A 22,873-nucleotide genomic window follows, 5' to 3' on the forward strand; every position below is an offset into this window, starting at 1 on the left:
GCTATATTAGAATATCATCACTAGATACATTAAACATCCGCTTATGATATTCAGGTAGATTTTCGTAGCTCTGTCTTTTTAGCTTTCCTGAAAATATCATCTGTTGTTAGGACATTAACGCACTCTTTCAGGAGCATCTTTTGAATATCAGCCGCAATGATAACAGAACATATCAACCCCTAACACTGGACAATGGTCTAAAAGTACTTTTAGTGCAAGACTTAGAGTCAACAAAATCAGCGGCTTCTATGGCAATTAACGCAGGCCATTTCGACGATCCTCTTGACAGACAAGGCCTTGCGCACTTTTTAGAGCACATGCTTTTTTTAGGTACTGATTTGTACCCAGAATCGGGCGGTTTTTCTAATTTTGTATCACAATCTGGTGGCAACACCAACGCCTGGACTGGCACTGAGCACACTTGCTACTTCTTTGATATAAACAGCCAGCAGTTTGCTGAAGCACTAGCACAGTTCAGTCGTTTTTTTATCGCACCACTACTAAATCCTAAAGAGACTACAAAAGAACGCAATGCCATAGACGCAGAATTCAAACTAAAAATAAAAGATGATGGCCGACGAATTTATCAGGCTCACAAAGAAACGGTGAACCCAGCACACCCTTTTGCAAAGTTTTCGGTTGGTAACCAGCAAACCCTCGCGGATCGTGAGGGCTGCATCAGTGATGAGCTACGTGCTTTCTTCGATAGTCATTATCAGGCTCAGTGGATGACACTGGTGGTCTGCAGCAATGAAGATATTGCGACCATGACCACCTGGGTAAAACAGTTATTTAGCGAAATAAAAGGTCAGCCAAAAAGTAAAGAGATTATAGAGCAGCCACTTTACCGTAAACAAGACTTAGGTAAGGTGTTACACATTGAGCCACATAAACATATGCAAAAGCTCATTATTAGCTTTGCGATGCCAAATATAGATGACTTTTATCGTCACAAAACCGTTAGTTTTATCGCTCACTTACTTGGCTACGAAGGCAAAGGATCGCTGTACTCTATTCTAAAAGAGCAAGGCTGGATCAATGCCCTCTCAGCAGGTGGTGGCATTAATGGCAGTAACTTCAAAGATTTTAATATCAGTATGGCGTTGACTGATGAAGGTATTGAATACTATGAAGATATCGTCGAAATGGTGTTTGAGTATATCTGCTTAATTAACCAAAACTGCGATAAATTGCCGCGTCTTTATCAAGACAAAAAGAACCTCTTGCAAATTGCCTTTGATAACCAAGAAAAAGCACGTTTAATTGATTGGGTGAGTAACTTAAGCATTAATATGCAGCATTACGATGAAGCCAATTATGTGCAAGGCGATTATTTAATGGAAGGCTTTAACCGCTGCGCTCATGAAATTGCCATGCAATGGCTAACACCTGATAACATGCGCTTGGTACTCATTCATCCAGGTGTTGAGCCTGAGCACACTACAGCTTGGTACAACACCCCTTATAAAGTAGAGGACATTTCAACAAGTTGGTTAGAAGCGCTAAGCGAAATAAACACGCCATTACCACAGATGTGCTTACCAAGTGCTAACCCATACCTCACCAAAGAGGTTGAGTTATTGCCTTTAGAAAAGCCAACTAAATCACCAGAGCTTTTAGTCAAAAGAGAGGGCTTTGATTTTTGGTTTAAACAAGATGCGACTTTCAGAGTGGCAAAAGGGCATTTTTACTTAGCGATGGACTCAACCTTTGCGATTAAAGATGTTAAGCACATGGCCCTTACCCGCTTATTTGCAGACTTGTTTATGGACAGTGTGGCTGAGCAGTTTTATCCGGCTGAGCTTGCTGGCCTTAGTTATCACTTAACCTCTCACCAAGGCGGGTTAACTCTACACACTGCCGGTCTTTCATCGAGTCAGTTGGAGCTAGTTAATGAGTTACTTGAAGCACTCTTTAATGTTGAGATCTGCGCAAAACGTTTTGCTGAGTACAAAAAGCAGCTAGTTAGACATTGGCGAAACAGCAATCAAAACAAACCTGTTAGCGAGCTATTTAGTATTTTGGGTGCGCAAATTATGCCATGGAACCCAGAGCCGAATGCCTTAGCGCAGGCTTTAAAGGATACGAGTTTCCATCAGTTTAATTGCTTTAGAAATGAGTTTTTTAAAGCCTTGCACGTTGAGTCTTTTTTACATGGTAACTGGCAACGCTCTGATGCGCTTAAGTTCCAAAAACAAGTGACTGAGCACTTAGCTGGCAGCACCACAATTATTGATTTAACGCGACCACTAAACGATATAACCGAAGTAGGTCAACAGCGCTTCATGTTAAATTGCAGCGATCATGCAATGGTACTGTACTATCAAGCACAAACGGATGACACCAGCGAAAAAGTGCAAATGATGGTACTTAACCATTTAATAAATCAAGATTACTTTAATGAGCTAAGAACAAAGCAACAACTCGGCTATTTAGTTGGTGCAGGCTATGCTCCGTTTAATACCCGGGCGGGTATCGCATTTTATGTGCAGTCACCTAAGCACAGTGCTGATGAGATACTTCAGCGTCACCAGCAATTTATTAATAATTATGTATCACAAGTAAACAGCATTTCTGAGCAGCAATGGTTAGATACCAAAGCGGGTCTTGTCACACATATTGCTGAAAAAGATAAAAATTTACGCTTACGCTCGCAACGTTTATGGTTGGCAATCGGTAATCGCGATACTGAATTTAATATGCAACGGCAGCTTTTAGAGGCACTTGATAAGTTAAGCCTTGCTCAAATGCAGCAGTATATTACCGAAACCTTTAGTGAAAACAGGCCAAGAATAGAACTTTTAAGTGAGCCAAAGGCCAAAAAACAGTCAAAAACAACCCTTTCTTCGCATTCTCTTTGACTCGAACGCGAGCTTAGATTAGATTAATTGTTGCGAATTAAAGTAATGCATTAATGACAAAAATAATAAAAATGATTTCTGCTTTTTTAACAATAAGTATGGCTGGGGTTTTTTCTGCATCCGCCAGCCCCATAGAGCTTGAACAGAGCACATTGTTGCTTATTCCAAGTGCTATCATGATGCTGTTATTGCCATACTTATTATTCATAATTTTTAAACTAAAACGCTCTCGACAGCAACTTCGTATCTCAGAACATCGTTTAAAAAGTACCGTAGAAGGTAGTGGTGACACCCTCTGGGACTGGAATATTAAAACCGGCGAGGTGCTACGAATTAATGATAAATACACTTCAGATACAAATAGTAGCAGCGGCTTTCCCCCTAATCGCGAATTAATTCACCCACACGACTTACAACACGTCGAAACAGCTCTTAAAAAACACTTCGCCGAGCATACCGCTTTTTTTGAAGCGAGTTACCGCATTAAAGACAGCTTTGGTCGTTGGCACTGGGTACTAGATCGCGGCAAGATCATCGAAAAAGACGCAAACCTCAACCCTTTGCGTATGACTGGCACTGTAAGAGATATTTCTCAGCTGAAATCAACAGAAGCACGTTTAAACCTATTCGCTAAATGCGTTGAGTCGCTAACCGACGCCATCGCTATTTACGATAAAAACTTCAAATTGGTTGACTTAAACCCAAGTTTTTTAACACTATTTGGTGGTACACGAGAGCAATACTTAAAGAAAGATTTTACCTTAAATGGCTATGACCAAAGCTATGTAGATGAAATTAAAGCCACCGTAAAAGCGACAGAACACTGGCAGCAAGAGGTAAAACTTCGCAATGCGAAAAGACAGCTGTTACCAATTGAAATTTCAATTGATGAAATCAAAAATGAGCACAATCAAATATGTAACTACGTAGTTGTTTTTTCAGATGAAACTGAGCGTAAAAAAGCGGAATCACAATTACATAACTTATCAAACCGTGACCGTACAACGGGCTTACCTAACCGAAACTTGTTTTTCACCAATCTGAAAAAGCTCGCTAAGCAAGATAATCATCACGCTTTGTTAGTGTTTGACCTAGATAACTTTAAGAAGATTAACGACTCTCTGGGTCACCAACTTGGTGATAGCTTATTGTCTAAGCTTGCGATGCGCTTGAATAAGTTAACCCGCGAAAAAGATGTGTTTTATCGTCTTGGCGGGGATGAGTTTGCGCTCGTAATGTCGGGCACCAACGATATTCATACTATCACTCGCATGGCTAAACTCTTTTTAGCCGCAATTGCTACACCTTTTAATATGGCAGGCCATGAACTGGTGATCACCTCAAGTGTCGGTATTGTGCTGTTTCCTGAAGATGGTAATACCCCCGAGTTATTACTTAAAAATGCGGATACAGCCATGTATCACGCTAAGAAAAAAGGTAATAGCTATCTGTTTTTCAACGACACAATGAACCGTGAAGCGGTTAAACGCTTACAAATCGAAAATTTAATGCGTTACGGTCTAAAAGAAGACCACTTTGAAGTGTACTACCAGCCAAAAATGAATATTCGTACAGGTAAACTAGATGGTATGGAAGCCTTGGTACGCTTCATTACCCCGAAAAAAGGTGTAATTAGTCCAGGTGTGTTTATTCCTATTGCTGAAGAAACTGGGCAAATTATCGAAATTGGTGAAGTTGTTTTAAACAAAGCATGCCGCGATGTAAAGGCGTGGATTGACCAAGGGTTATTCAACGGTCGTGTTGCAGTGAACTTATCCGCTAAACAGTTCAGCTTGCCCGATTTAACCACCCGTATTGATGTGATTTTGCAAAAGAATGAACTGCCCTCTTACTTCCTTGAACTTGAGATCACCGAAGGTACGGTTATGGACGACCCAAACGAAGCTATTTCTGTCATGCGCTCACTCAGTGCCCGAGGTATTCACCTTGCAATGGATGACTTTGGTACAGGCTACTCATCGTTAGCTTATCTAAAACAGTTCCCGCTTAATACTTTGAAAGTTGATAAAGCCTTTATTGACGACATGCAAACAGAACGTGGCCGGAATATGGTCGACTCGATTGTAACCATTGCTCATAACCTTGATTTACATGTGGTTGCAGAAGGCGTTGAACAAGCCGAACAAGTCATGATGTTAGAGCAGTTAAAATGTCAGACGGTACAAGGTTACTATTACTCAAAGCCACTATCACAGCCAGAATTTACCGCCTTCTTACAAAAGCAACTCGATAAATCTGCGCCGAGCCTACTAAAAACAGCAAAAGCTTAAGGTCGCCAGCCACACGATTGATGGCCAACGTGACGCACAAATGCGCGGCGGTAGTGCATGTTAAATAAACACCAAGCAACAGGCCCAAGCACACCGCCTAACAGCATCCAGCGCTTTACCGGCATTCCTTTAGACAAAGACTCTAAATACATCACCAAAATAAATACACAACTCAAAAAGATAAATAACACACAGCACCTCATAAAAATCAGCGGCAGTGTACATAATTTCAGCAAGCTTTAAAACTTCACTCATGCTATAACCTCTATAAGGCTTATTTATACTGGCCTTTATGTTACAAAGCTTTACTTTCTAGGCTGTTGAAATGATGTACAAAAAGCAACCACACTGCTATTATCGATGCGTGCTATCAGCACAAAGGAATATATAAAAATAATTATGAGGAATCGTTATGTCTGAAGAATCAGCTAACATCTATGAAGCGCCAGAAGCTGAGCTTACTCAGCAAAATAATGGTGGTAATAAACCTATTTTAAACTTTGACCGCTTCTCTGCTTGGGGCGTGTTCTTTTTAAGTCTTATCACATTGGGTATTTACGCAATTTACTGGCTAGTAAGCCGCGCAAACAAAGCAAACGCGCTTGCTAAACATCAAGTTAACCAAAACTTAATTTATGGCTATATTGCTATTTACGCAATCAACTTTGTTTTGGCATTCACTGATATTTCTGAAGTTTTGTCTGCTATGGCTTCTATTATTTCTTTAATTGTTGGTCTGGTATTCATTTTCTCGCTACGTACTTCACTTAAAGAGCTAATCAATGAAGGCAGTAACGAACCAGTGCATTTAAGTGGCATACTGACATTTTTCTTTTATGCTATTTATTTCCAATACAAAATTAACGAAGCTATTGATAATCAAAAATAATCGTTTCGTTATTTAATAAAAAAGGCATTGAATTCAATGCCTTTTTTATTGCCAGCTGGTCTTACAACGCCCCGGAGTGCTTCACATTTAAATAGGTGTTAAGCACATGCGGTAGCAGCTGCTCAGGGTTACAGTCTATGGCTATCACCCCTTGTTTTTTCAGCTTTGCCATATTGGCTTTATGTGAATTTAACAGCGCTAATGCTGCACAATAACTGGTTGCATCTTCGTACTTTTCAATAGGCTCATCGAGCACCTCATTTACAGCACGGTTATTAATATTGATAAGCGCCACTAGGTGGTGTTTTTGTAATAACTTTATTGCAGGCATCAACTCCTCAATGCTTTGCTCATCAAGGGTGGTGACTAATAACACTAAAGAACGTTTACTGCGTTTAGCGATTAATTGGTTCACAGCCACTAAATAGTCACTGCTGCTCTTATCTGGGTATAGATCATAAAAGTGATTCATCACCCTTGATACATTTTGTGCGCCTTTTACATCGGGTAACCAGCGCAGGTTTTGGTTAAAGCTTTGCATGCTAAACCAGTCACCTTGCTTTAAAACTGTGTGTGACAGCAGTAGCAATGCATTTAAAGCATGATCAAAGTGACTACCTTCATTAGCTTCAATGGCCATTTTTTTAGAAGCATCGAGCATCACTATGACGTGTTGATTTTGCTCTTCTTGATACTCACGAGAAATGAGTTTTCGACGCTTACTGGTCGCCTGCCAGTCTATCTGTCTAACACTATCACCTTGGCGATATTCACGTAATTGCTGAAACTCGATACCATCACCGCGCTTTTTAGTGAGCTTTAAGCCTGAAATAGGCTTATTCACTACGCCATTTAAATGCTGCTTTGAAGTCACACGGCTAAAATCTGGATACACTTTTAATTGAATTGTTTGCGCTGCTAACCAGTTTGTTTGCCAAAGGCCAAATGGCGACCCAACCCTAAGTTCAATGGCACTGATCTGCGCATCACCTCGTTTGTGAGCGCGTAATGTAAAGCTCTGCTTTGCTTGTTGCATTGCATCAATAAACACCGTTTGCTGTGGTTTTTGCAGCTCAATTGCATTGCTCAAATGAACACTGACATCTAGCATGGTCGCATGCTTCGCTTTGTTTTTAATCACTATCTGCAAGGGTTGGCGTCGATACAAAGCCATGTTGAGGTTCGTTTGTGCGCTTACTTCAAGTAAAGGCTCTGACTTTGCCGCCATATAATCGAAAAATGCGATCAATAAAGGCACTAGGAGCAAGGCCGTTAACACTAAGCTGTCAACCGATGCAATGGCACAGACAAACAACAATAACAGCAACAAAGCTGTTAATTGTACTAAGCGTTTTGCAGGTCTATGCTTGATGCGATTCATGAGCGCGGCGCTTCAACACTGGCTAAAATGGCATTGATCACTTCATCAAATGACACTCCTTCCAGCTCCAGATCAGCCGATAAAATTAATCGGTGCCTTAAAATATTCACTGACACTGACTTCACGTCATCTGGGGTTACAAAGTCACGACCGTTCATTAATGCCATTACTTTTGCGGCTTTAATAATATTAATTGAGGCACGTAACCCTGCACCGTGCAACACGCCCTGCCAAGTTCGTGAACTACGCACGATATCAACGGCATAATTAAGTATTTGTTCGTCGACTAAGATATCTGCACAAAGCTGTTTAATTTCCGCAATACGCTTAGCATCTAATACTGCTGGCAGCTGCTCTACTTTGGTTTCATTAGACACAATTTGTGTATTCAGTTTTAAAAGCTCAACTTCCGATTCATGAGAAGGAAAACCAAGCTCAACTTTCATCATAAAGCGGTCTAATTCAGCTTCTGGTAGTGGATACGTCCCCTCTTGATCTAATGGGTTTTGAGTCGCTAATACCATAAACGGTGAATCAATAAATAATGACTCCCCATCAATGGTGATTTGTTGCTCTTGCATCACCTCAAGAAGGGCTGATTGCGTTTTTGCGGGTGCACGGTTGATTTCATCAGCCAGTAAAATATTAGTAAATGCTGGGCCTTTTTTGATATTAAATTCACCTGATTTCATATCATACAAACTATGACCAACAACATCTGAAGGCATTAAATCCGGTGTAAACTGCACTCGCGAAAAGTCTACATTTAAGCTTTTTGCTAAGGCTCTAACCAGTAGCGTTTTACCAAGCCCTGGAACCCCTTCAAGTAACACATGACCGCCCGCAAAGAGTACCGTAAGCACATCTTCAACAATGGCATCTTGACCGACTAACACACGCGAAATGTTATGCTTTACTTGTTTTACTGCATCAGCTGCCTCAACTAAGCTCATGCGATTAGTGTCTAATTCCGTGCTCATAAGGCATTCCTTAATTGTTTAAATCGTTTTATATATTCTGTTCGTTGTTCTTTTGACTCAGGCAACTTGCTAGCAAGCAACTCTGCCACCTGTTGTTTTTCAAAATGAGTTAAATTAGCGATGATCTGCGCCTGCTTTTCAGCACTAAGCATCTTAAAGTTAGGCACTCGCGACTCTACTTTGGCGTAAAAATCTTTTTCTAGAGCAGTAAATAACACGGCTTCGTGACCATGCTCAGAATAAAAGTTTGCTACTGCTCGAATATGCTGATTAAAGCTGGTTTTTACATCGAAGTCAGGAGCATAAGAGCGGCCGATGCGACTACTGATATGCCATACTGCAAGCACAATTAATAACAGCAACGTCACCACACATTGCCAGCTCCAGTGCCATAATTTGGCAAACCAATTTGGGTAAGTTAGGTAAGGTACATAGGTTACTTTTTTAGCCCCTTTACTTAACCAAAGTAATAAGCTGCCATGATCAAGGTGGCGAAGTCGGTAATTAGTAAAAGGTAACAGCGATGGCATCACAATGACCCGACCTTGACCAAACGCAAAGTCACACATCAAGGTGTCGCCGTTATCATTATTGGTACTCACACCGGGGCAGTTTTCAATAAAAAAGGCACGGCTTAGCTCAAGATCAAGCTCAGTGTTTTCATCAATTGAGAGCGTACTATTTTTATGCCCCTCTTTGAGCATTGCAAAATCATATTCAAACACATCTTCTTGGCTTTCTACATTAATACCAAGCTGACTAAAAAATACGGTGCTATCAATTGCCAGCTCATCACGTTGCCTGTTTAATACATAAATCAAGCGTCCGCCTTCAGCGACCCAATCAGCCAGCTGTACATCTAACAGGTAAGAATCAGCAAGCACTGCCTCATCCAAAATTAAGATACTTTGCGGGTCTATATTTAACTCATCACTTTGTGCTTGCTCTGCCAAGCGCTTGTTTTTATTCCAATCGATACCATTGGCTTTAAGTAGCCGTTGAGCCATCGTAAAGTTATCTTTTGCGACATCACTATGAAAGCCAATCTCTATTTCTTTTTTCTGCCAATCTAAAGAGGCAATACCCGCAATAACAAATAAGCTAAACAATACGAGCGCCGCAATAAGCACAACCTTAAGCTTCATGGGCTTGCTCCTTAGTCTCTGCTGTCATAGCTGTAATTTGCTCAATCAGCTCGATAAAGTCGATATCAGGGGTTTTATGGCCCCAAGCGACCGTGACCCACGCAGAAAATAAGCGAGCAAAAATTGCTTGCCCTTGATTTGGCACCCTAGCATCAATTGCACGTTTACATTCGCGCTCAGTCATCGAGCGGTGTAAGCGCACTTCATGTCGTTGCTGCGCCCAACTCAGCGCATGATGAAGCAAATACGCCAGCGCCAAGCGGTGCTGCCCTTGCTCAAAACACTGCTTTGCAGCAGCAATTAAATCAGTAGGTAAATCCTTACTTTTAATTTCTGCAAATAAGGTTGGGATCACTGGCTGTTCATTCACTTTACTGCGCTCAGGCAAGCTTAAGTTGGCAAAAAAGCCACGTTTTTGCATCAGGTAATACACTAGCCAAATAACTAATAAGCCGACCAATACCCAAACTAACACGCCAAACACTTCACCAATGGCAGTAAATACATCGATAAGCCAAGACCAGTCACTATCTGATGAACTCGCTTTTGCTTCGATATTTGGCACCCACGTAGTCTCGGTTTCGATAACATTAGGCTCATTATAAAGAGCAGTAACTTGCTCTTTTACCGCTTGCTTATCGATTTGCTCTGCATAGCTTGTTGATGGTTGCAGCGTAAATGTTGTCAGCAGAAGAAGTGCTACAGCACTGACTACGCCTGCAAGACGGGTGCGAATATTTTTAAATGCCAGCTCGATATCCCAGCCCTCTAGTTCAACACGACGGTGTAAATAAGCAAGGAAACCGCCAGTAACAAAAAGCGGCGCCACTAATGAAATACTGAAGATATAAATAAAGTTAAATGCTATCTCAACCCAGATTGGCGCTTCAAAAATTTGGTACATGGCTTCTTGTGCAGAGAATGAATGGGGCACAAGTGCAATTGTCAGTGCCGATATTCCCATCAATAAGATAAACTCAAAATGTACACAAAACAGCATCCACAATGTCTGCTTAGGCTTAGTTGAAGCAAACAACACCTGCTTACGTTTGGTTTTGCGCTCAACTGATAGTCGCTCAAGTTGCTCTACGGGGGCTAAAAATGCTCTGTTTGGGCTGAGCCTAAAAACGGTTAAATGCGCAAGCATATCAGCGATTTTTAACTGCTTGAGTAACTTTAAGCTACTCATTATGCTGACTGGCTGATTGAAAACCGCTTTTGACATGTAATCAAGTAATGGTCGCTCAAATACAGGTTTAAGCCACCAAACAACAAAGCCGCCTATGCCCCAGTTTACTAGAAAGCCAACAATTAAAAATACGGGCACGGCCATCATCAAATACAAAGAGACCAATGCGACAGCATGCTGCTTAACTAGCAACACTGTTAAATCAAAGGTTTCGTAAGCACTGCGCTTGCGAGGATTGAAGCTAAGACGATTAAGCTCCATAGCGCATTCCCCTGTACAAGCGAAAAATGACATAAGCCCAACAGCCGCTGCCAACTAAATATTTAATTTCGTTAGCAATATCACGGGGTGACCAAAATGCTTCGATAAAAGCGGCAATGACTAACATTAAAAATGCGCCAACAATCAGTGGAAGTGCTTTTTGTGCAGCCTGTTTCATCGCATATGCGCGAGTATACTGCCCAGGATTTAACAAGCCGTAACCTATTTGACACCCGGCCGCTGAGGCAATGATGATAGCGGTTAACTCAAATGAGCCATGGGTTATTACAAATGAAAAAAACGGCCCTTCAAACCCAACATTGACAATGTGAGCCGCAACGGCACCAAAATAAAAACTATTGAACAACAAGAAAAAAGCAGCACCAACACAGAACAGAACACCACCTGCAAACATCTGAAATGCAATGCCAATATTATTGTAGATATAGACCCCGAACATCATCAGATCTTGTGATGCGCCGCGCTCAGCCGATTGAACGCTACCACTAGGGTTATACATTTGTTCGATATTAAGCACTGTACCTTGCCCTAAAAATGTATAAGCGGCATCAGGGTCAATTGTCACCCAAATAAAAGCAACTAAGGCCAATCCCCAAAATGCCAATAAGTTAATGCCAAGCATTAAACGATTTTCATACAGTGCACGTGGAAATGCCGTGCGGGCCACATGCCATATTTCAGAAAATTGATTGCTTCGAGATAAATAAAGGCGCTTTTGTCCTAATTGCACCAGCCTGTTTATTTGCTCAATCAACACTGGGCTGTATTGACGACTTTGCGCAATGGCTAAATCATTACAGACTTTGCGATACAAGTTAGGGAAATTAACAGGTAAAGACTTTGCACTATTTTGCTCGCAAAGCGCTTCAAACTCATCCCAACTGACACTATTTGATTTTACAAATTGAGTTTGCTTCATTGCTTACCCTCCTGCTGCGGGTAATCGTTATCGTGTTGAACTTGACCTGCAAAGTGGCGTGCGTAACTAACAAGCTGCGCCTCAATCTCATGCTCTGCAGCAGAAAAAGGAGTAGCTAAAATAGCTGCCAACTCACGGCGCCTTGCATCAGATAGTTCATCATGACGCTCTGCAAAAGCAAGCACCGCTAATTGCTCTTCGGTGGTTAAGCTAATGGTAGGAATATGCACTTCTCCTTGTGATAATTCAGGTCGCGTTGCTAACTCATCATCATAAATGACCATAGTCCCTGCAGCCCAATCACCAATGCGTTTAAAACGGTTGTTAAACAACATAACCACAAGGCCTAAGAAATAGCCTATAGGTAGCATATCGGCTGGACGTAGTAAGTTACGCACTACAATTTGCGAAAAGCTCGCTGGTAAGCCATTGTCTTGCACAACACGGATTTTAAGGCGTTTTTTACCCGGCGTTTGGCCACTTTCCATTTCAAACAGGATGTTATAGCCCCATGAAATTAAAAAGTAAGCAATTAAGATAAGCCCCTGCCCTGCATCACCAAAGAAGGCCAATACAGTACCAACAGCAAGTAGAACCAAACTACGGATAATAAAATCGATAATGTAGGCATAGCTTCTGGCAACAACGCCAGCGGGAGTAATGGCGATATCAACGCCTTCAGGGAGTTTGATGTATTCTCTGTTTTCCAATCCGTGGTTCAACATTAATCTACTACTGATAATTATTATTGTTTTCGTAAGCCGATAATAATGCGCGTTTTTCGTTCCTTTTTCAATGAATTTTGTAATGAGCGAGTTACTAATAAAGCAAAAAACCGGCAAAAAGCCGGTTCTCTAATGGACCACAGAGTTATTTTTCTGCGCGTCCCATAAATTTTTGTTCAACGGTGTTGATACGAATACGGTCACCTGTTGAAATATGCTCAGGAACTTGAATCGTTAAACCCGTTGTTAAACGTGCTGGCTTTGAACGTGCACTTGCTGAAGCGCCTTTGATTGAAGGGTCTGTTTCTTCAACAACAAGCTCAACACTTGATGGTAAATCTAAGCCAACTGGTGAGCCATCAATCACAATCACGTGAAGGCCTTGAGTTTCTTCATTAACGAATAAAATCTCTTCGCTGATCGCTTCTTTATTAAGGTTATATGGCGTGTAGTCTTCATTATCCATGAAAACATACTCTTCACCATCAATGTAAGAGAACATTGCTTCGCGACGAATGAGATCAGCAAGCTTTAACATATCGCTGTCTTTAAATGTTTCATCAACTTTACCGCCTGTTACCACATCGTATAAACGCATGCGGTATAAACTGCCACCAGCACGACCTTGTGGTACAGAACGTTGAATATCTTTAACTACTAAAACACGGCCGTTATGCTCGATAGCGGCGCCTTTTTTAACTTCACTTGCCTTAGGCATGGGTGTATTCCTATCGTTTTTTGATGACAGAAATTTACCACGTAATAGGTTTTGTTCAATAAAAATTTACAGTTTAATCTCAGAGCCTTTATTTATATTATTTTTCAGCAAATTATAACGATAGTTGTCTCCAAACTACGAAAAAGCTGCTATGTTTATAACTACGAAAAATGACTTCAAGGATTGGATCATGAATCAACACACAGTACACGAGTATTTAATGAAAAAGCCATTGGTGATGATCACCCAACCATTTGGCCAAGATGTCGACGTTTACAAGGTGAATCATAAAATGTTTGCTACCCTTGCCGAGGGCAAAGAAGGTCAAACTGACGATGAGGGAAACCTTGTATGGTGGCTAAATCTGAAATGCGATCCAGATGAAGCCCAAGCACTGCGTGATATTTTCCCGTCGGTGATCCCGGGTTATCACATGAACAAACGTTTATGGAATACGGTTATTTTAGATGGCACCGTACCACAGGGAGAGATTGAACGAATGATTGATAATTCGTTTGATTTAGTGGTTGCGAATATGCCAGAAAAAGACAGAAAAGCAATTGAGCTTCATCTGTAAAATTGCGCACTGATCACACTCTGTGATCAGTGCAACTTAAATGAAAATGATGATCGGTATACAAAACACCGCCAATAGCATACGCATCTAGTTGCTTATCGACTAACTGAAAACCACATTTCTCAAGTACTTTTTCTGAACCGATATTACCCTCGGTGACAACCGCTTTAAATTCACGCACAGCATGTTCTGATTTGGCGTAATCAAGCACCGCTTGCAAAGACTCTGTGGCATAGCCACGACCATGAAAGTTAGGCAGTAGCAAATAACCAACTTCTTGACTATCTGGCACTGTTGATGAAGTAAACCCCGTCACACCCACCTCTTTACCCGTACTGGTTTCAACAATAACTAAACACAGTGGTGAATTCGAATTTGGCTGCCAAGGCTTTAAACGCTCATTAAACTTTGCTCGTAGTTGCGCCTCTGAGGGCTTATCGAAGCACTTCTCTATCACTTGAGCATCATTATGCAAAGTATAAAACAGCGGCCAGTCATCGGCATTTAACAGCCTTAATGTTAATCGCGCAGTGGTGATAGTCATGGTGATTAATCGCTTTGTAAATAAACCTAGTTATAACAAACTGATTTCGTGAGTTAAATACCACTTATGGCCAATACTGCAGCTTATGCAGCTACCAAATATAAATCACTTTTCCTATCACGTTATCTTTAGGAACAAAGCCCCAGAAGCGGCTATCTGAGCTATTATCTCTAGAGTCACCTAAAACGAAGTAATGATTTTTAGGGATGATCCATTCCGCCTTTTCGCTGCCAACTTGGTTGAAATAATGACTTACCTGTTCATGGTGATTCTCATTTAGTAAAATTTGATAACGTTTACCATCATTTACCTCTTGCAGAACTTTAAGCCCACCTTCAGTTTGAGAAACGAGAGATTGCTCTAAAGGGATGAAGTCTGCGCAGATGTCGGCTCTCTCATTACATGCTTTTTTAATATAAACCGTTTTATTTTGATAAACTATCCTATCGCCACCCACCCCTATTACACGTTTCAACCAAGTATAATCAGGGTTTTGCGGATACTGAAAAGCAACAACATCACCTCGACTTACTTTAGCTGACATGGGTGATCTTGAAATTTGATAGCCTAAGTACCGATAATTACCAAAACCTATTTTACTAATTAGAACTTGGCTCCCTTTATCTAACTGCGGTGCCATAGATGAAGCTGGTAAAGTGAAAGGCTCAAATGAAAAAATTCTCATTAAAATAAGAGCAACAGAGACGGCAAGATAAATTAAAGTGACAGCCCACCAATTTGCGAACCAAGGCCGCTTCTTATCTGCGTTATAGTGTTTAATTATCCAAAAAGCATGGAGTGGACATATAATTATAAACACACTTGTGAGATAAATGCCTTGATACCAATCAGCCTCTCCTGCACTAGCTTGGATTTTAATGTCAAGCAAGTAACATAGGATCGTTAAGGCAAGGTAAGTGATAAACAACCTGAATTTGTTAACGTACAAAAATACAAATGGTTGTAACAACACACCAAGAATAATTGCGATAAAGCCTTTAGGCTTCCATGAAGTAGACACTCTGACATCCTTGTTTATATTTAGTCATTGAACAATTGGCTAATGTTAAATATAAAATCACAGTAACGCCATAAAATACCTTACATTTCTTTAAAGTAAAAAGCCCCGCTCAATGAGCAGGGCTTTTAAAATTAACTAATTTAAAGAATTAGCTTTTAGTCGTTTCTTTATCAGCTTCTTCTGACGCTTGCTCGTCTTCAACCACTTCTTTGGTTACTTCAACCGGATCGACAGGCTTAGCTTCCGTTACAGCCGGCTCTTCGCTTTCTGCTTGGTAAAAACGACCACCCTTTTCAGCCATTGCTTTTAACGTATCGCAAGGTGTGAAAATTGGGTTGTAGTTAGCAAAAGTCGCCATTTCTGAGCTCACTTGTGCTGCACCCAGTTTATCCATATAGCTAAATGGGCCGCCTAAGAATGGTGGGAAACCGATACCAAAAATAGCACCAATATCACCGTCACGCGGGCTTGCAATAATGCCATCATCTAAACAGCGCACCGCTTCGTTAAGCATTTGCGCAACACAACGTTTAGCAATTTCGCTCTTGTTTAAACGAGGTGATGGCGTAACACCAAGTAGCTCGTAAACTGACTCATCCACTTTTTTATCTTTCTTGTCGTAAAGATAAAAACCACGGCCAGTCTTACGACCTAAACGCTTAGAATCGATTAAGCGATTAAAGGCATCAGGTGCTTTAAAGCGCTCGCCCAATTCTTTTTCAAGGATTGGCGCAATTTTAGAACCGATATCAATCCCGACTTCATCAAGTAACGCTAAAGGCCCAACAGGGAAACCAAACTCAACCAATGCTTGGTCAATCTTTTCAATTGGCTCACCTGCAAGCAGTAAATTAGCCGCTTCATTGACATAAGGCGCTAAGATACGGTTTACATAGAAACCAGCCATATCTTTAACCACAATTGGTGTTTTACCTTGCTTACGGGCAAAGTTAACGACACGAGCGATGGTTTCTTCAGAGGTACCAGCGTGTGGAATGATCTCAACAAGTGGCATTTTCTCAACAGGTGAGAAGTAATGCAGACCAATTACATTTTCTGGGCGCGCTGCATCTGCAGCAATTTGTGCAATTGGTAATGATGAGGTATTACTTGCAAAAATCGTGTTGTCTTGGCATTCACGTTCTACATCAGCCTCCATACCTTGCTTTAAAGCAAGATCTTCAAACACCGCTTCGATAACGATATCAATGTGTTTAAAGCCGCTGTAATCGGTAGTACCGGTAATGCGGTTCATGGTTTGTTGTAGATCAGCTTTAGATAAAATACGACGCTTTTGCTTTTTATCTAAAATCTTATAGCTGTAGTTCATTGCATTGCTGATGCCCTTTTCAGCCACATCTTTAATGCGCACTGGAACACCCGCTTTTACAGCACTAACATGGGCAATACCCGCGCCCATGAGGCCGCCGCCTAATACTGCCGCTTTAGCGATTGCTGGCGCATCATCATTACGCCACTCTTTTTTCATTTCAGTGGTTGCAAAGAAAATACCGCGTAATGCTTTTGACTCATCACTCATTACCAGCGTGGCAAAGCCTTCAGCTTCAGTTTTGTATGCTTTTAACTGATCAAGTTCAACACTTGCACGAACCGCTTTAATAATGGCTAAAGGTGCTGGGTAGTGACCGCCTGTTTTCTTCAGCACGTTTTCTTGTGCTTTTTTGAAAATAATATTGCGACCAAATGGGTTTGACTCAAGTAATTGGCTTAAGCGGTCTAGCTTAGGTTTAGTAACTTTAGCCTTACCTTTAAGAGCAAACTCTTTAGCAACGTCAAGTAATACACTGTGTGGTACACAGTCATTTACTAAGCCTGTTTTCTTCGCTTGCTTAGCACGCACTTGCTTACCTGTAAGCATCCACTCAAGTGCTTTTTGCAAGCCAACTAATTTAGGTAAACGTTGAGTACCGCCACCACCAGGCAATAAGCCTAACTGTACTTCTGGCAAACCAAGCTTAGTGATATCGCTATCTGAACACACGCGATAATCACACGCTAAAGCAAACTCTAAACCGCCACCCAATGCAGCACCGTGAATAGCACTTACTGTTGGGAAAGGCAGCTTTTTCATATCAAAAAATGCTTGCTGACACATTTCGCTTAACGCTAATGCATCTTCACGGCTATTTGCGCTATCAAGCATTTTAATATCAGCACCGGCGATAAAGTTATCGCTTTTACCACTGATAAATACCATGCCTTTTACTGCTTGCGCTTGTGCGTCTTTGAGTAAGGTTTTTAAATCTTCTGCAAAACTGCTGCGCAAGGTGTTCATTTTCTCACCCGGCACATCAATGGTTACAACGGCTACGCCGTCATCTGCCACTGATAAACTAAATACTGAATCTGTCATTACGCACTCTCCAATACAAAGGCTGCGCCTAAGCCACCCGCTGCACACGCAGTCGTAAGCGCTAAGCCGCCACCGCGACGATTAAGTTCATGTAAGCTTTGCGTGATCAGGCGCGCACCTGTTGCCGCAAATGGGTGACCGTATGCAAGTGAGCCACCTAATACATTAAACTTGTCCATGTTAATTTCGCCGATCGCTTTGCTGCGACCTAGCTTTTCTTGTGCAAATTTATCTGATGCAAACATCTTCATGTTAGCCAGTGTTTGCGCTGCAAATGCTTCGTGCATTTCGATTAAATCTAAATCAGCTAATGTGATACCTGCTCTATCTAGGGCAATTGGCGTTGAGTGCGCCGGACCCATTAGCATATCTTCATGTACACCAATTGCAGAGAAAGCAAAACTGCGTACATAACCTAGAATGTCGTAACCCAATGCTTTTGCTTTACTCTCGCTCATCATTAATACCGCAGCGGCACCATCGGTTAATGGCGTTGCGTTAGCTGCGGTAACTGAGCCGTGTTGACGGTCAAACACTGGTTTTAATTTCGCGTAGCCTTCAACGGTTGAGTTATGACGAATGTTATTGTCTTGCTCAATAAAGCTCTTATAAGGTGCAACATGGGCAGTCATTACTTCGTCTTTCAGTTTACCATCAGCCCACGCCTGACTTGCAAGGGTGTGCGAACGATGCGCTAAGGCATCTTGATCTTCACGGCTGATGCTGTGCGTTTTCGCCATTTGCTCTGCTGTTTGACCCATAGATAAACCAGTAGAGTACTCAGCGACCGCAGGCGGAACCGGAAGTAAATCTTTTAAACGTAGTTTAGAGAAAATCTTTAATCGCTGGCCAAGCGTACGGGCTTTGTTTAAATCAACAAGGCTACCCGCTAATTTTTTACTAACACCAATCGGTAATACAGACGATGAGTCAGCACCACCGGCGATACCTACTTGCACTGAGCCTGCCATAATTGACTCGGCTACGTTAGCAATGGCTTGGAAACTTGTCGCACACGCACGCGAAACAGAATAAGCATCAACAGAAACAGGCATACCCGTACCTAATACAATTTCACGGGCAATATTTGGCGCTTCTGGCATTTGCACTACTTGACCAAATACAAGTTGGTCAATTTCAGATTTATCGAAGTTAAGTCGCTCAAGCATTTCGTTGACAACTAACTTACCCAAATCAAGGGCTGGTACATGATGGAATGCTGTGGCTTGCTTTGCGAATGGCGTTCGCAGGCCGCTAACGATAGCGATACGATCGCCTTTTGCTGTTTTAAGTATATTTTGCTCAGACATTTATGCTCTCCCGCTGACAGGTCTGACCTGTTTGTTTTTCCTGATTCTAAAACAACCCGTGTACGAATGCCAATAGTAAGTTTTCAACCATAGGCTTTTTTCGGCCTATTTACAAAAAAACACCGTATTTATATGGTAGGCTAAAAATCCTTAAAAAATAACGAACTATTTGAGGATTTTGTGTCTAACACTTGTGTTATAACTTTTGAATCCTTATAACTTGTTAATAGCGCCCCACCACGGTACCGCGCAAATAATTTATCGGTACTGAATATAACGCATTGGCGCATAACAAAAACAATTTTTGACTCACGCTTTTAGGACAGTCTTTTTATTATGGCAGTTAACGCATTTTCACAATTAAAATCATATCTAGACACGCAAATTATCGGCCAACCACAATTAACTCAAGCACTGTTAATCGCAATTTTGGCAGATGGCCACTTATTAGTTGAAGGCCCTCCGGGTCTTGCTAAGACACGTGCAGTGAATGCCTTAGCAAAAGGCGTTGAAGGCAGCTTTCAACGTGTACAATTTACCCCAGACTTATTACCTGCAGATGTAACTGGTACCGATATTTATCGCCAGCAAACCAGTGAGTTCGTATTTGAAAAAGGCCCATTATTTCATAACCTAATTTTGGCAGATGAAATAAACCGTGCTCCTGCTAAAGTGCAATCAGCCCTACTAGAAGCCATGGCTGAACGCCAAGTAACGGTCGGTAAAAACACCTACCCACTGTCTGATCTATTTATGGTTATGGCAACCCAAAACCCGCTAGAGCAAGAAGGCACTTACCCTCTGCCAGAAGCTCAGCTTGACCGCTTTTTATTGCATTTAAGCATTGATTACCCGGGTGCTGAACACGAATTAGATATCCTACGCCTAACTCGTGGCGAGGCTATTTCTGACAAGCAAGCAACGACTCAACAAATTAGTCAAAGTGAGCTATTTGCTGCCCGTAAAGCGATATTAGGTTTGTATTTAGCTGAGCCGCTTGAGAAATACCTAGTACAATTAATTGTTGCCACTCGTGAAGCAGCTGAGCTTGATGAGCAACTTGGTCGCTGGATTGAATATGGCGCAAGCCCACGTGCAACCATTGCCCTTGATAAGTGTGCCCGCGCGCATGCTTGGCTTGAAGGCCGTGACTTTGTTGCCCCAGATGATATTCAAGCAGTGCTGCATAATGTATTGCGTCACCGTATTATCTTAAGTTACGAAGCACAGGCCGATGGCATCAGTAAAGATGATGTGATCAGCCGTATTTTAGAATTGGTGGCAGTGCCATAAGCTATGTCGAGCCAATTTGATCCAGCGGCGTGGTTAGCAGCGAGTCATAGTCAAGGCGTTAATTTATCACTCAAAGAGTTGATGTATTACAAAGCCAAAGCTCGTTTGCTAGAACTTGCGCCCAAAGTAAAAATCAAAAACAGCTTGGCTGGGCAATACCTTGCGCCTCACAAGGGGCGTGGTATGGAGTTTGCCGAGGTGCGCCATTACCAAGCCGGTGATGACATACGCTCTATCGACTGGCGTGTTACTGCACGGACTGGCGAAACCCACACTAAGCTGTTTCAAGAAGAAAAAGAACGCCCTGTTTTTGTCTTTACCGACTTTTCTAACTCGATGCTGTTTGGCTCAAAGTTACTGTTGAAGTCAGTGCAAGCAGCGCACATCAGCGCACTGGTTGCTTGGTCGGCGTGTCAACGAGGTGATCGCATCGGTGGTTTGGTGTTTAATCAGCAAGGTCATCACGAATTAAAACCGACCTCTCGAGAAAAAGCCGTGTTAAAGCTGTGTCACAACTTATGTGATATTCACTGCCAAGCTCTGACTAATATCGATCAAACAGCCACCAGCTTATTTAGCGAAAACCTTAAACGCCTTAATCATTTAGCAAAACCAGGGAGCTTGGTTTATATCGTCTCGGATTTTAGTGCCCTTGATGAAGCCAGCTTCAAACAACTTGAAATGCTGAGCAGGCACTGTGAATTGATTGGCTGTCATATTAGCGATCCGTTCGAGCACCAGCTACCTGCTTTTAAACAAACGGTGACTGTATCAGCAAATGGCCAAGAGCTTGCTTTACCTCTAATGGATAAGCAATTTCGCGAGCGCTTTGCTAAGTCTGCCGAAGCGTCGTTTTCTAATAGATTAAAACGCTTACAAAAATCTGGGCTTAGTTTAATTTCATTCAGTGCAGCCACGCCTCTTGAGCTGCAATTAGTGAGAAAGTAACAATGCAAAAAAATCCGCTAGATGGCTTACATGATGTCATTGCACCGACCGAGGTTGCATGGTGGCCACTTGCTCCAATTTGGTGGCTGATCATAGCCTTAGTTTGTTCGTTATTAATTATCGGCTTAGTGCTTTTATATAAAAACCAGCAGTTTAAAAAAGCCAAAAAACAAGCCATTAAATTAAGTAAAACCCTCAGCGATGAGGATACGCAAGAGCTGCACATTATTTTAAAACGTTTAACTCGCCATTATTACAACAGCCAACTTGCCTCTCAGCCTTTGGCTAAGTGGTCAGAAAGTTTATCTAAGCTCAGTGGCGACAACTTTAGTTACGACGAACTAATGCCGCTTTATCAACAGCATAGTAATAATGCTGAGCTTGGGGCTAAATTGCGCAGTGCTATCAGCAACTTTAAACTCAAGGAGCCAATTAATGTTTGAGTTTAGTTGGCCATGGTGTTTTGTGCTTTTACCTCTGCCTTGGATATTAAGCCGCTTTATGCCGTTAAAGCAACAAGGGCAGTTACGTTTACGTATTCCTGGCTTTGCTAAGCTTGGCTTAAATAATCAAGCAGTACAGCAACACAGCCGCAAAGTTTCATTGCTTGAATGGGCTGTTTGGATCTCTTTAGTTGTCGCTATTGCAAACCCAACTTGGCTTGATGAACCTATTACACTGCCTAATGAAGGCCGCGATATTATGCTGGCGGTGGACTTATCTGGCTCTATGACAGAGCAAGATATGGAGTATCGAAATAATCAATATGTAGATAGGCTCACTATGGTAAAAGCTGTACTCAGTGATTTTATCGAGCAGCGTCAAGGTGACCGCCTTGGTCTTATCTTATTTGGGGATACCGCATTTTTACAAACCCCCCTTACCCGTGATGTTAAAACGGTGAGCCAAATGCTCAGCGAAGCGCAAATCGGCCTAGTAGGTAGAGCAACAGCCATCGGTGATGCGTTAGGTTTATCCGTAAAACGTTTTGCTAATAAAGATGAAAGTAACCGTATCGTAGTGCTATTAACCGATGGTCAAAACACTGCCGGTAACCTTGATCCTGAAGATGCGCTACTGTTAGCCCGCGAAGAAGGCATTAAAGTGTATACCATAGGTGTTGGCTCAGATAGTAAACGTGGCTTTAGCCTGTTTAATATGGGTGGTATGAGTGGTGGTAACTTGGATGAAACTTTACTAAAACGCATTGCTGAGCAAACTGGCGGCTTATACTTTAGAGCAAAAGATGTAGCCGGTTTACAGCAAATTTACCAAGAGCTCGATAAACTTGAGCCTATCAGTAACGATGAGCAAACGTTCCGCCCACAAATTTCATTGTTTTATATTCCACTGCTTGTGGCGCTGGGCTTAATAAGCATAGCAATGCTCATCAGTTTTATTCGCCAATTTAAGCAGGAGAGCTAGT

General features: G+C 41.8%; 20 protein-coding genes. 8 read left to right on the top strand and 12 right to left on the bottom strand.

Annotation, left to right across the window (positions count from 1 at the left end; translation table 11 throughout):
- The first annotated feature begins 140 nt into the window (after positions 1 to 140).
- Together JIG37_RS09115 and JIG37_RS09120 are read left to right on the top strand one after the other, a co-directional pair.
- Positions 141 to 2,861, top strand: a complete 2,721-nt coding sequence (locus JIG37_RS09115) for an insulinase family protein (protein ID WP_194442560.1) — start codon at positions 141 to 143, stop codon at positions 2,859 to 2,861.
- Positions 2,862 to 2,959: 98 nt separating this feature from the next.
- Positions 2,960 to 5,152, top strand: coding sequence for an EAL domain-containing protein (locus JIG37_RS09120; RefSeq protein WP_228482644.1), 2,193 nt, complete (start codon positions 2,960 to 2,962; stop codon positions 5,150 to 5,152).
- Here the strand turns inward: JIG37_RS09120 and JIG37_RS09125 are convergent.
- Complete coding sequence (locus JIG37_RS09125) at positions 5,149 to 5,343, bottom strand: hypothetical protein (RefSeq protein ID WP_054553205.1); 195 nt, start codon at positions 5,341 to 5,343, stop codon at positions 5,149 to 5,151. The two genes, JIG37_RS09120 and JIG37_RS09125, sit on opposite strands and share 4 nt — an antisense overlap.
- Before the next feature lie 221 nt (positions 5,344 to 5,564).
- Here JIG37_RS09125 and JIG37_RS09130 point away from each other — a divergent pair, with 221 nt between their 5' ends.
- Positions 5,565 to 6,041 carry a DUF4234 domain-containing protein gene (locus JIG37_RS09130; RefSeq protein ID WP_199529219.1) on the top strand — a complete coding sequence of 159 codons (477 nt, stop codon included), beginning with the start codon at positions 5,565 to 5,567 and terminating at the stop codon, positions 6,039 to 6,041.
- Between the two features lie 61 nt (positions 6,042 to 6,102).
- On the opposite strand, the gene JIG37_RS09135 is transcribed toward JIG37_RS09130, so the two are convergent.
- The 7 genes from JIG37_RS09135 to yeiP form a co-directional block, all read right to left on the bottom strand.
- The gene (locus JIG37_RS09135) at positions 6,103 to 7,422 is read right to left on the bottom strand and encodes a DUF58 domain-containing protein (protein WP_199529220.1); all 1,320 of its coding nucleotides are present in this window, start codon (positions 7,420 to 7,422) and stop codon (positions 6,103 to 6,105) included.
- Positions 7,419 to 8,402, bottom strand: a complete 984-nt coding sequence (locus tag JIG37_RS09140; RefSeq protein ID WP_199529221.1) for a MoxR family ATPase — start codon at positions 8,400 to 8,402, stop codon at positions 7,419 to 7,421. Before JIG37_RS09140 ends, JIG37_RS09135 begins: the two co-directional genes overlap by 4 nt.
- Positions 8,399 to 9,547, bottom strand: a complete 1,149-nt coding sequence (locus JIG37_RS09145) for a hypothetical protein (protein ID WP_199529222.1) — start codon at positions 9,545 to 9,547, stop codon at positions 8,399 to 8,401. The genes JIG37_RS09140 and JIG37_RS09145 overlap by 4 nt, the downstream gene beginning before the upstream one ends.
- A complete protein-coding gene (locus tag JIG37_RS09150) occupies positions 9,537 to 10,997 on the bottom strand; it encodes a hypothetical protein (protein ID WP_199529223.1) in 1,461 nt (486 codons plus the stop codon). The genes JIG37_RS09145 and JIG37_RS09150 overlap by 11 nt, the downstream gene beginning before the upstream one ends.
- Positions 10,987 to 11,937: a stage II sporulation protein M gene (locus JIG37_RS09155; protein WP_187490205.1), complete on the bottom strand. Its 951-nt coding sequence runs from the start codon at positions 11,935 to 11,937 to the stop codon at positions 10,987 to 10,989. Before JIG37_RS09155 ends, JIG37_RS09150 begins: the two co-directional genes overlap by 11 nt.
- Positions 11,934 to 12,662, bottom strand: coding sequence for an RDD family protein (locus JIG37_RS09160; RefSeq protein WP_199529224.1), 729 nt, complete (start codon positions 12,660 to 12,662; stop codon positions 11,934 to 11,936). The genes JIG37_RS09155 and JIG37_RS09160 overlap by 4 nt, the downstream gene beginning before the upstream one ends.
- 145 nt (positions 12,663 to 12,807) lie before the next feature.
- Entirely contained in the window at positions 12,808 to 13,380 is a 573-nt protein-coding gene (gene yeiP, locus JIG37_RS09165) for an elongation factor P-like protein YeiP (protein ID WP_054553213.1), read from the bottom strand.
- A 190-nt stretch (positions 13,381 to 13,570) separates the two neighbouring features.
- On the opposite strand from yeiP, the gene JIG37_RS09170 reads away from it, so the two are divergent.
- Positions 13,571 to 13,957: an MmcQ/YjbR family DNA-binding protein gene (locus JIG37_RS09170; RefSeq protein WP_054553214.1), complete on the top strand. Its 387-nt coding sequence runs from the start codon at positions 13,571 to 13,573 to the stop codon at positions 13,955 to 13,957.
- Between the two features lie 13 nt (positions 13,958 to 13,970).
- Here JIG37_RS09170 and JIG37_RS09175 read toward each other — a convergent pair whose 3' ends face one another.
- From JIG37_RS09175 to fadI, 4 genes are all read right to left on the bottom strand, one after another.
- Positions 13,971 to 14,501 (bottom strand): GNAT family N-acetyltransferase, encoded by a 531-nt coding sequence (locus JIG37_RS09175; RefSeq protein ID WP_199529225.1) that lies wholly within the window; start codon positions 14,499 to 14,501, stop codon positions 13,971 to 13,973.
- A 91-nt stretch (positions 14,502 to 14,592) separates the two neighbouring features.
- Positions 14,593 to 15,522 (bottom strand): signal peptidase I, encoded by a 930-nt coding sequence (gene lepB / locus JIG37_RS09180; protein ID WP_348535078.1) that lies wholly within the window; start codon positions 15,520 to 15,522, stop codon positions 14,593 to 14,595.
- Between the two features lie 148 nt (positions 15,523 to 15,670).
- Complete coding sequence (gene fadJ / locus JIG37_RS09185) at positions 15,671 to 17,896, bottom strand: fatty acid oxidation complex subunit alpha FadJ (protein WP_199529226.1); 2,226 nt, start codon at positions 17,894 to 17,896, stop codon at positions 15,671 to 15,673.
- The gene (gene fadI, locus JIG37_RS09190; RefSeq protein ID WP_199529227.1) at positions 17,896 to 19,206 is read right to left on the bottom strand and encodes an acetyl-CoA C-acyltransferase FadI; all 1,311 of its coding nucleotides are present in this window, start codon (positions 19,204 to 19,206) and stop codon (positions 17,896 to 17,898) included. The genes fadJ and fadI overlap by 1 nt, the downstream gene beginning before the upstream one ends.
- 336 nt (positions 19,207 to 19,542) lie before the next feature.
- Between fadI and JIG37_RS09195 the strand changes: the two genes are divergently transcribed.
- Genes JIG37_RS09195 through JIG37_RS09210 form a run of 4 tightly spaced genes read left to right on the top strand, consistent with a single transcriptional unit; the run spans position 19,543 to position 22,872 of the window.
- On the top strand, positions 19,543 to 20,499 hold the full coding sequence (locus JIG37_RS09195; protein ID WP_054553219.1) for a MoxR family ATPase: 957 nt from the start codon (positions 19,543 to 19,545) through the stop codon (positions 20,497 to 20,499).
- A gap of 3 nt (positions 20,500 to 20,502) precedes the next feature.
- On the top strand, positions 20,503 to 21,447 hold the full coding sequence (locus JIG37_RS09200) for a DUF58 domain-containing protein (protein WP_199529228.1): 945 nt from the start codon (positions 20,503 to 20,505) through the stop codon (positions 21,445 to 21,447).
- Between the two features lie 2 nt (positions 21,448 to 21,449).
- A complete protein-coding gene (locus tag JIG37_RS09205) occupies positions 21,450 to 21,890 on the top strand; it encodes a DUF4381 domain-containing protein (protein ID WP_199529229.1) in 441 nt (146 codons plus the stop codon).
- Positions 21,883 to 22,872 (top strand): VWA domain-containing protein, encoded by a 990-nt coding sequence (locus tag JIG37_RS09210; protein ID WP_199529230.1) that lies wholly within the window; start codon positions 21,883 to 21,885, stop codon positions 22,870 to 22,872. The genes JIG37_RS09205 and JIG37_RS09210 overlap by 8 nt, the downstream gene beginning before the upstream one ends.
- The last annotated feature ends 1 nt before the right edge of the window (position 22,873 follow it).

Source organism: Pseudoalteromonas sp. bablab_jr010 (assembly GCF_016464105.1).
GTDB classification, from domain to species: Bacteria; Pseudomonadota; Gammaproteobacteria; order Enterobacterales; family Alteromonadaceae; genus Pseudoalteromonas; species Pseudoalteromonas simplex.

Coding starts and splice junctions, on each gene's coding strand:
- JIG37_RS09120 (WP_228482644.1), top strand. CDS start 2,960: ATGGCTGGGGTTTTTTCTGCATCCGCCAGCCCCATAGAGCTTGAACAG.
- JIG37_RS09130 (WP_199529219.1), top strand. CDS start 5,565: ATGTCTGAAGAATCAGCTAACATCTATGAAGCGCCAGAAGCTGAGCTT.
- JIG37_RS09135 (WP_199529220.1), bottom strand. CDS start 7,422: ATGAATCGCATCAAGCATAGACCTGCAAAACGCTTAGTACAATTAACA.
- JIG37_RS09140 (WP_199529221.1), bottom strand. CDS start 8,402: ATGAGCACGGAATTAGACACTAATCGCATGAGCTTAGTTGAGGCAGCT.
- JIG37_RS09145 (WP_199529222.1), bottom strand. CDS start 9,547: ATGAAGCTTAAGGTTGTGCTTATTGCGGCGCTCGTATTGTTTAGCTTA.
- JIG37_RS09150 (WP_199529223.1), bottom strand. CDS start 10,997: ATGGAGCTTAATCGTCTTAGCTTCAATCCTCGCAAGCGCAGTGCTTAC.
- JIG37_RS09155 (WP_187490205.1), bottom strand. CDS start 11,937: ATGAAGCAAACTCAATTTGTAAAATCAAATAGTGTCAGTTGGGATGAG.
- JIG37_RS09160 (WP_199529224.1), bottom strand. CDS start 12,662: ATGTTGAACCACGGATTGGAAAACAGAGAATACATCAAACTCCCTGAA.
- yeiP (WP_054553213.1), bottom strand. CDS start 13,380: ATGCCTAAGGCAAGTGAAGTTAAAAAAGGCGCCGCTATCGAGCATAAC.
- JIG37_RS09170 (WP_054553214.1), top strand. CDS start 13,571: ATGAATCAACACACAGTACACGAGTATTTAATGAAAAAGCCATTGGTG.
- JIG37_RS09175 (WP_199529225.1), bottom strand. CDS start 14,501: ATGACTATCACCACTGCGCGATTAACATTAAGGCTGTTAAATGCCGAT.
- fadJ (WP_199529226.1), bottom strand. CDS start 17,896: ATGACAGATTCAGTATTTAGTTTATCAGTGGCAGATGACGGCGTAGCC.
- fadI (WP_199529227.1), bottom strand. CDS start 19,206: ATGTCTGAGCAAAATATACTTAAAACAGCAAAAGGCGATCGTATCGCT.
- JIG37_RS09195 (WP_054553219.1), top strand. CDS start 19,543: ATGGCAGTTAACGCATTTTCACAATTAAAATCATATCTAGACACGCAA.
- JIG37_RS09200 (WP_199529228.1), top strand. CDS start 20,503: ATGTCGAGCCAATTTGATCCAGCGGCGTGGTTAGCAGCGAGTCATAGT.
- JIG37_RS09205 (WP_199529229.1), top strand. CDS start 21,450: ATGCAAAAAAATCCGCTAGATGGCTTACATGATGTCATTGCACCGACC.
- JIG37_RS09210 (WP_199529230.1), top strand. CDS start 21,883: ATGTTTGAGTTTAGTTGGCCATGGTGTTTTGTGCTTTTACCTCTGCCT.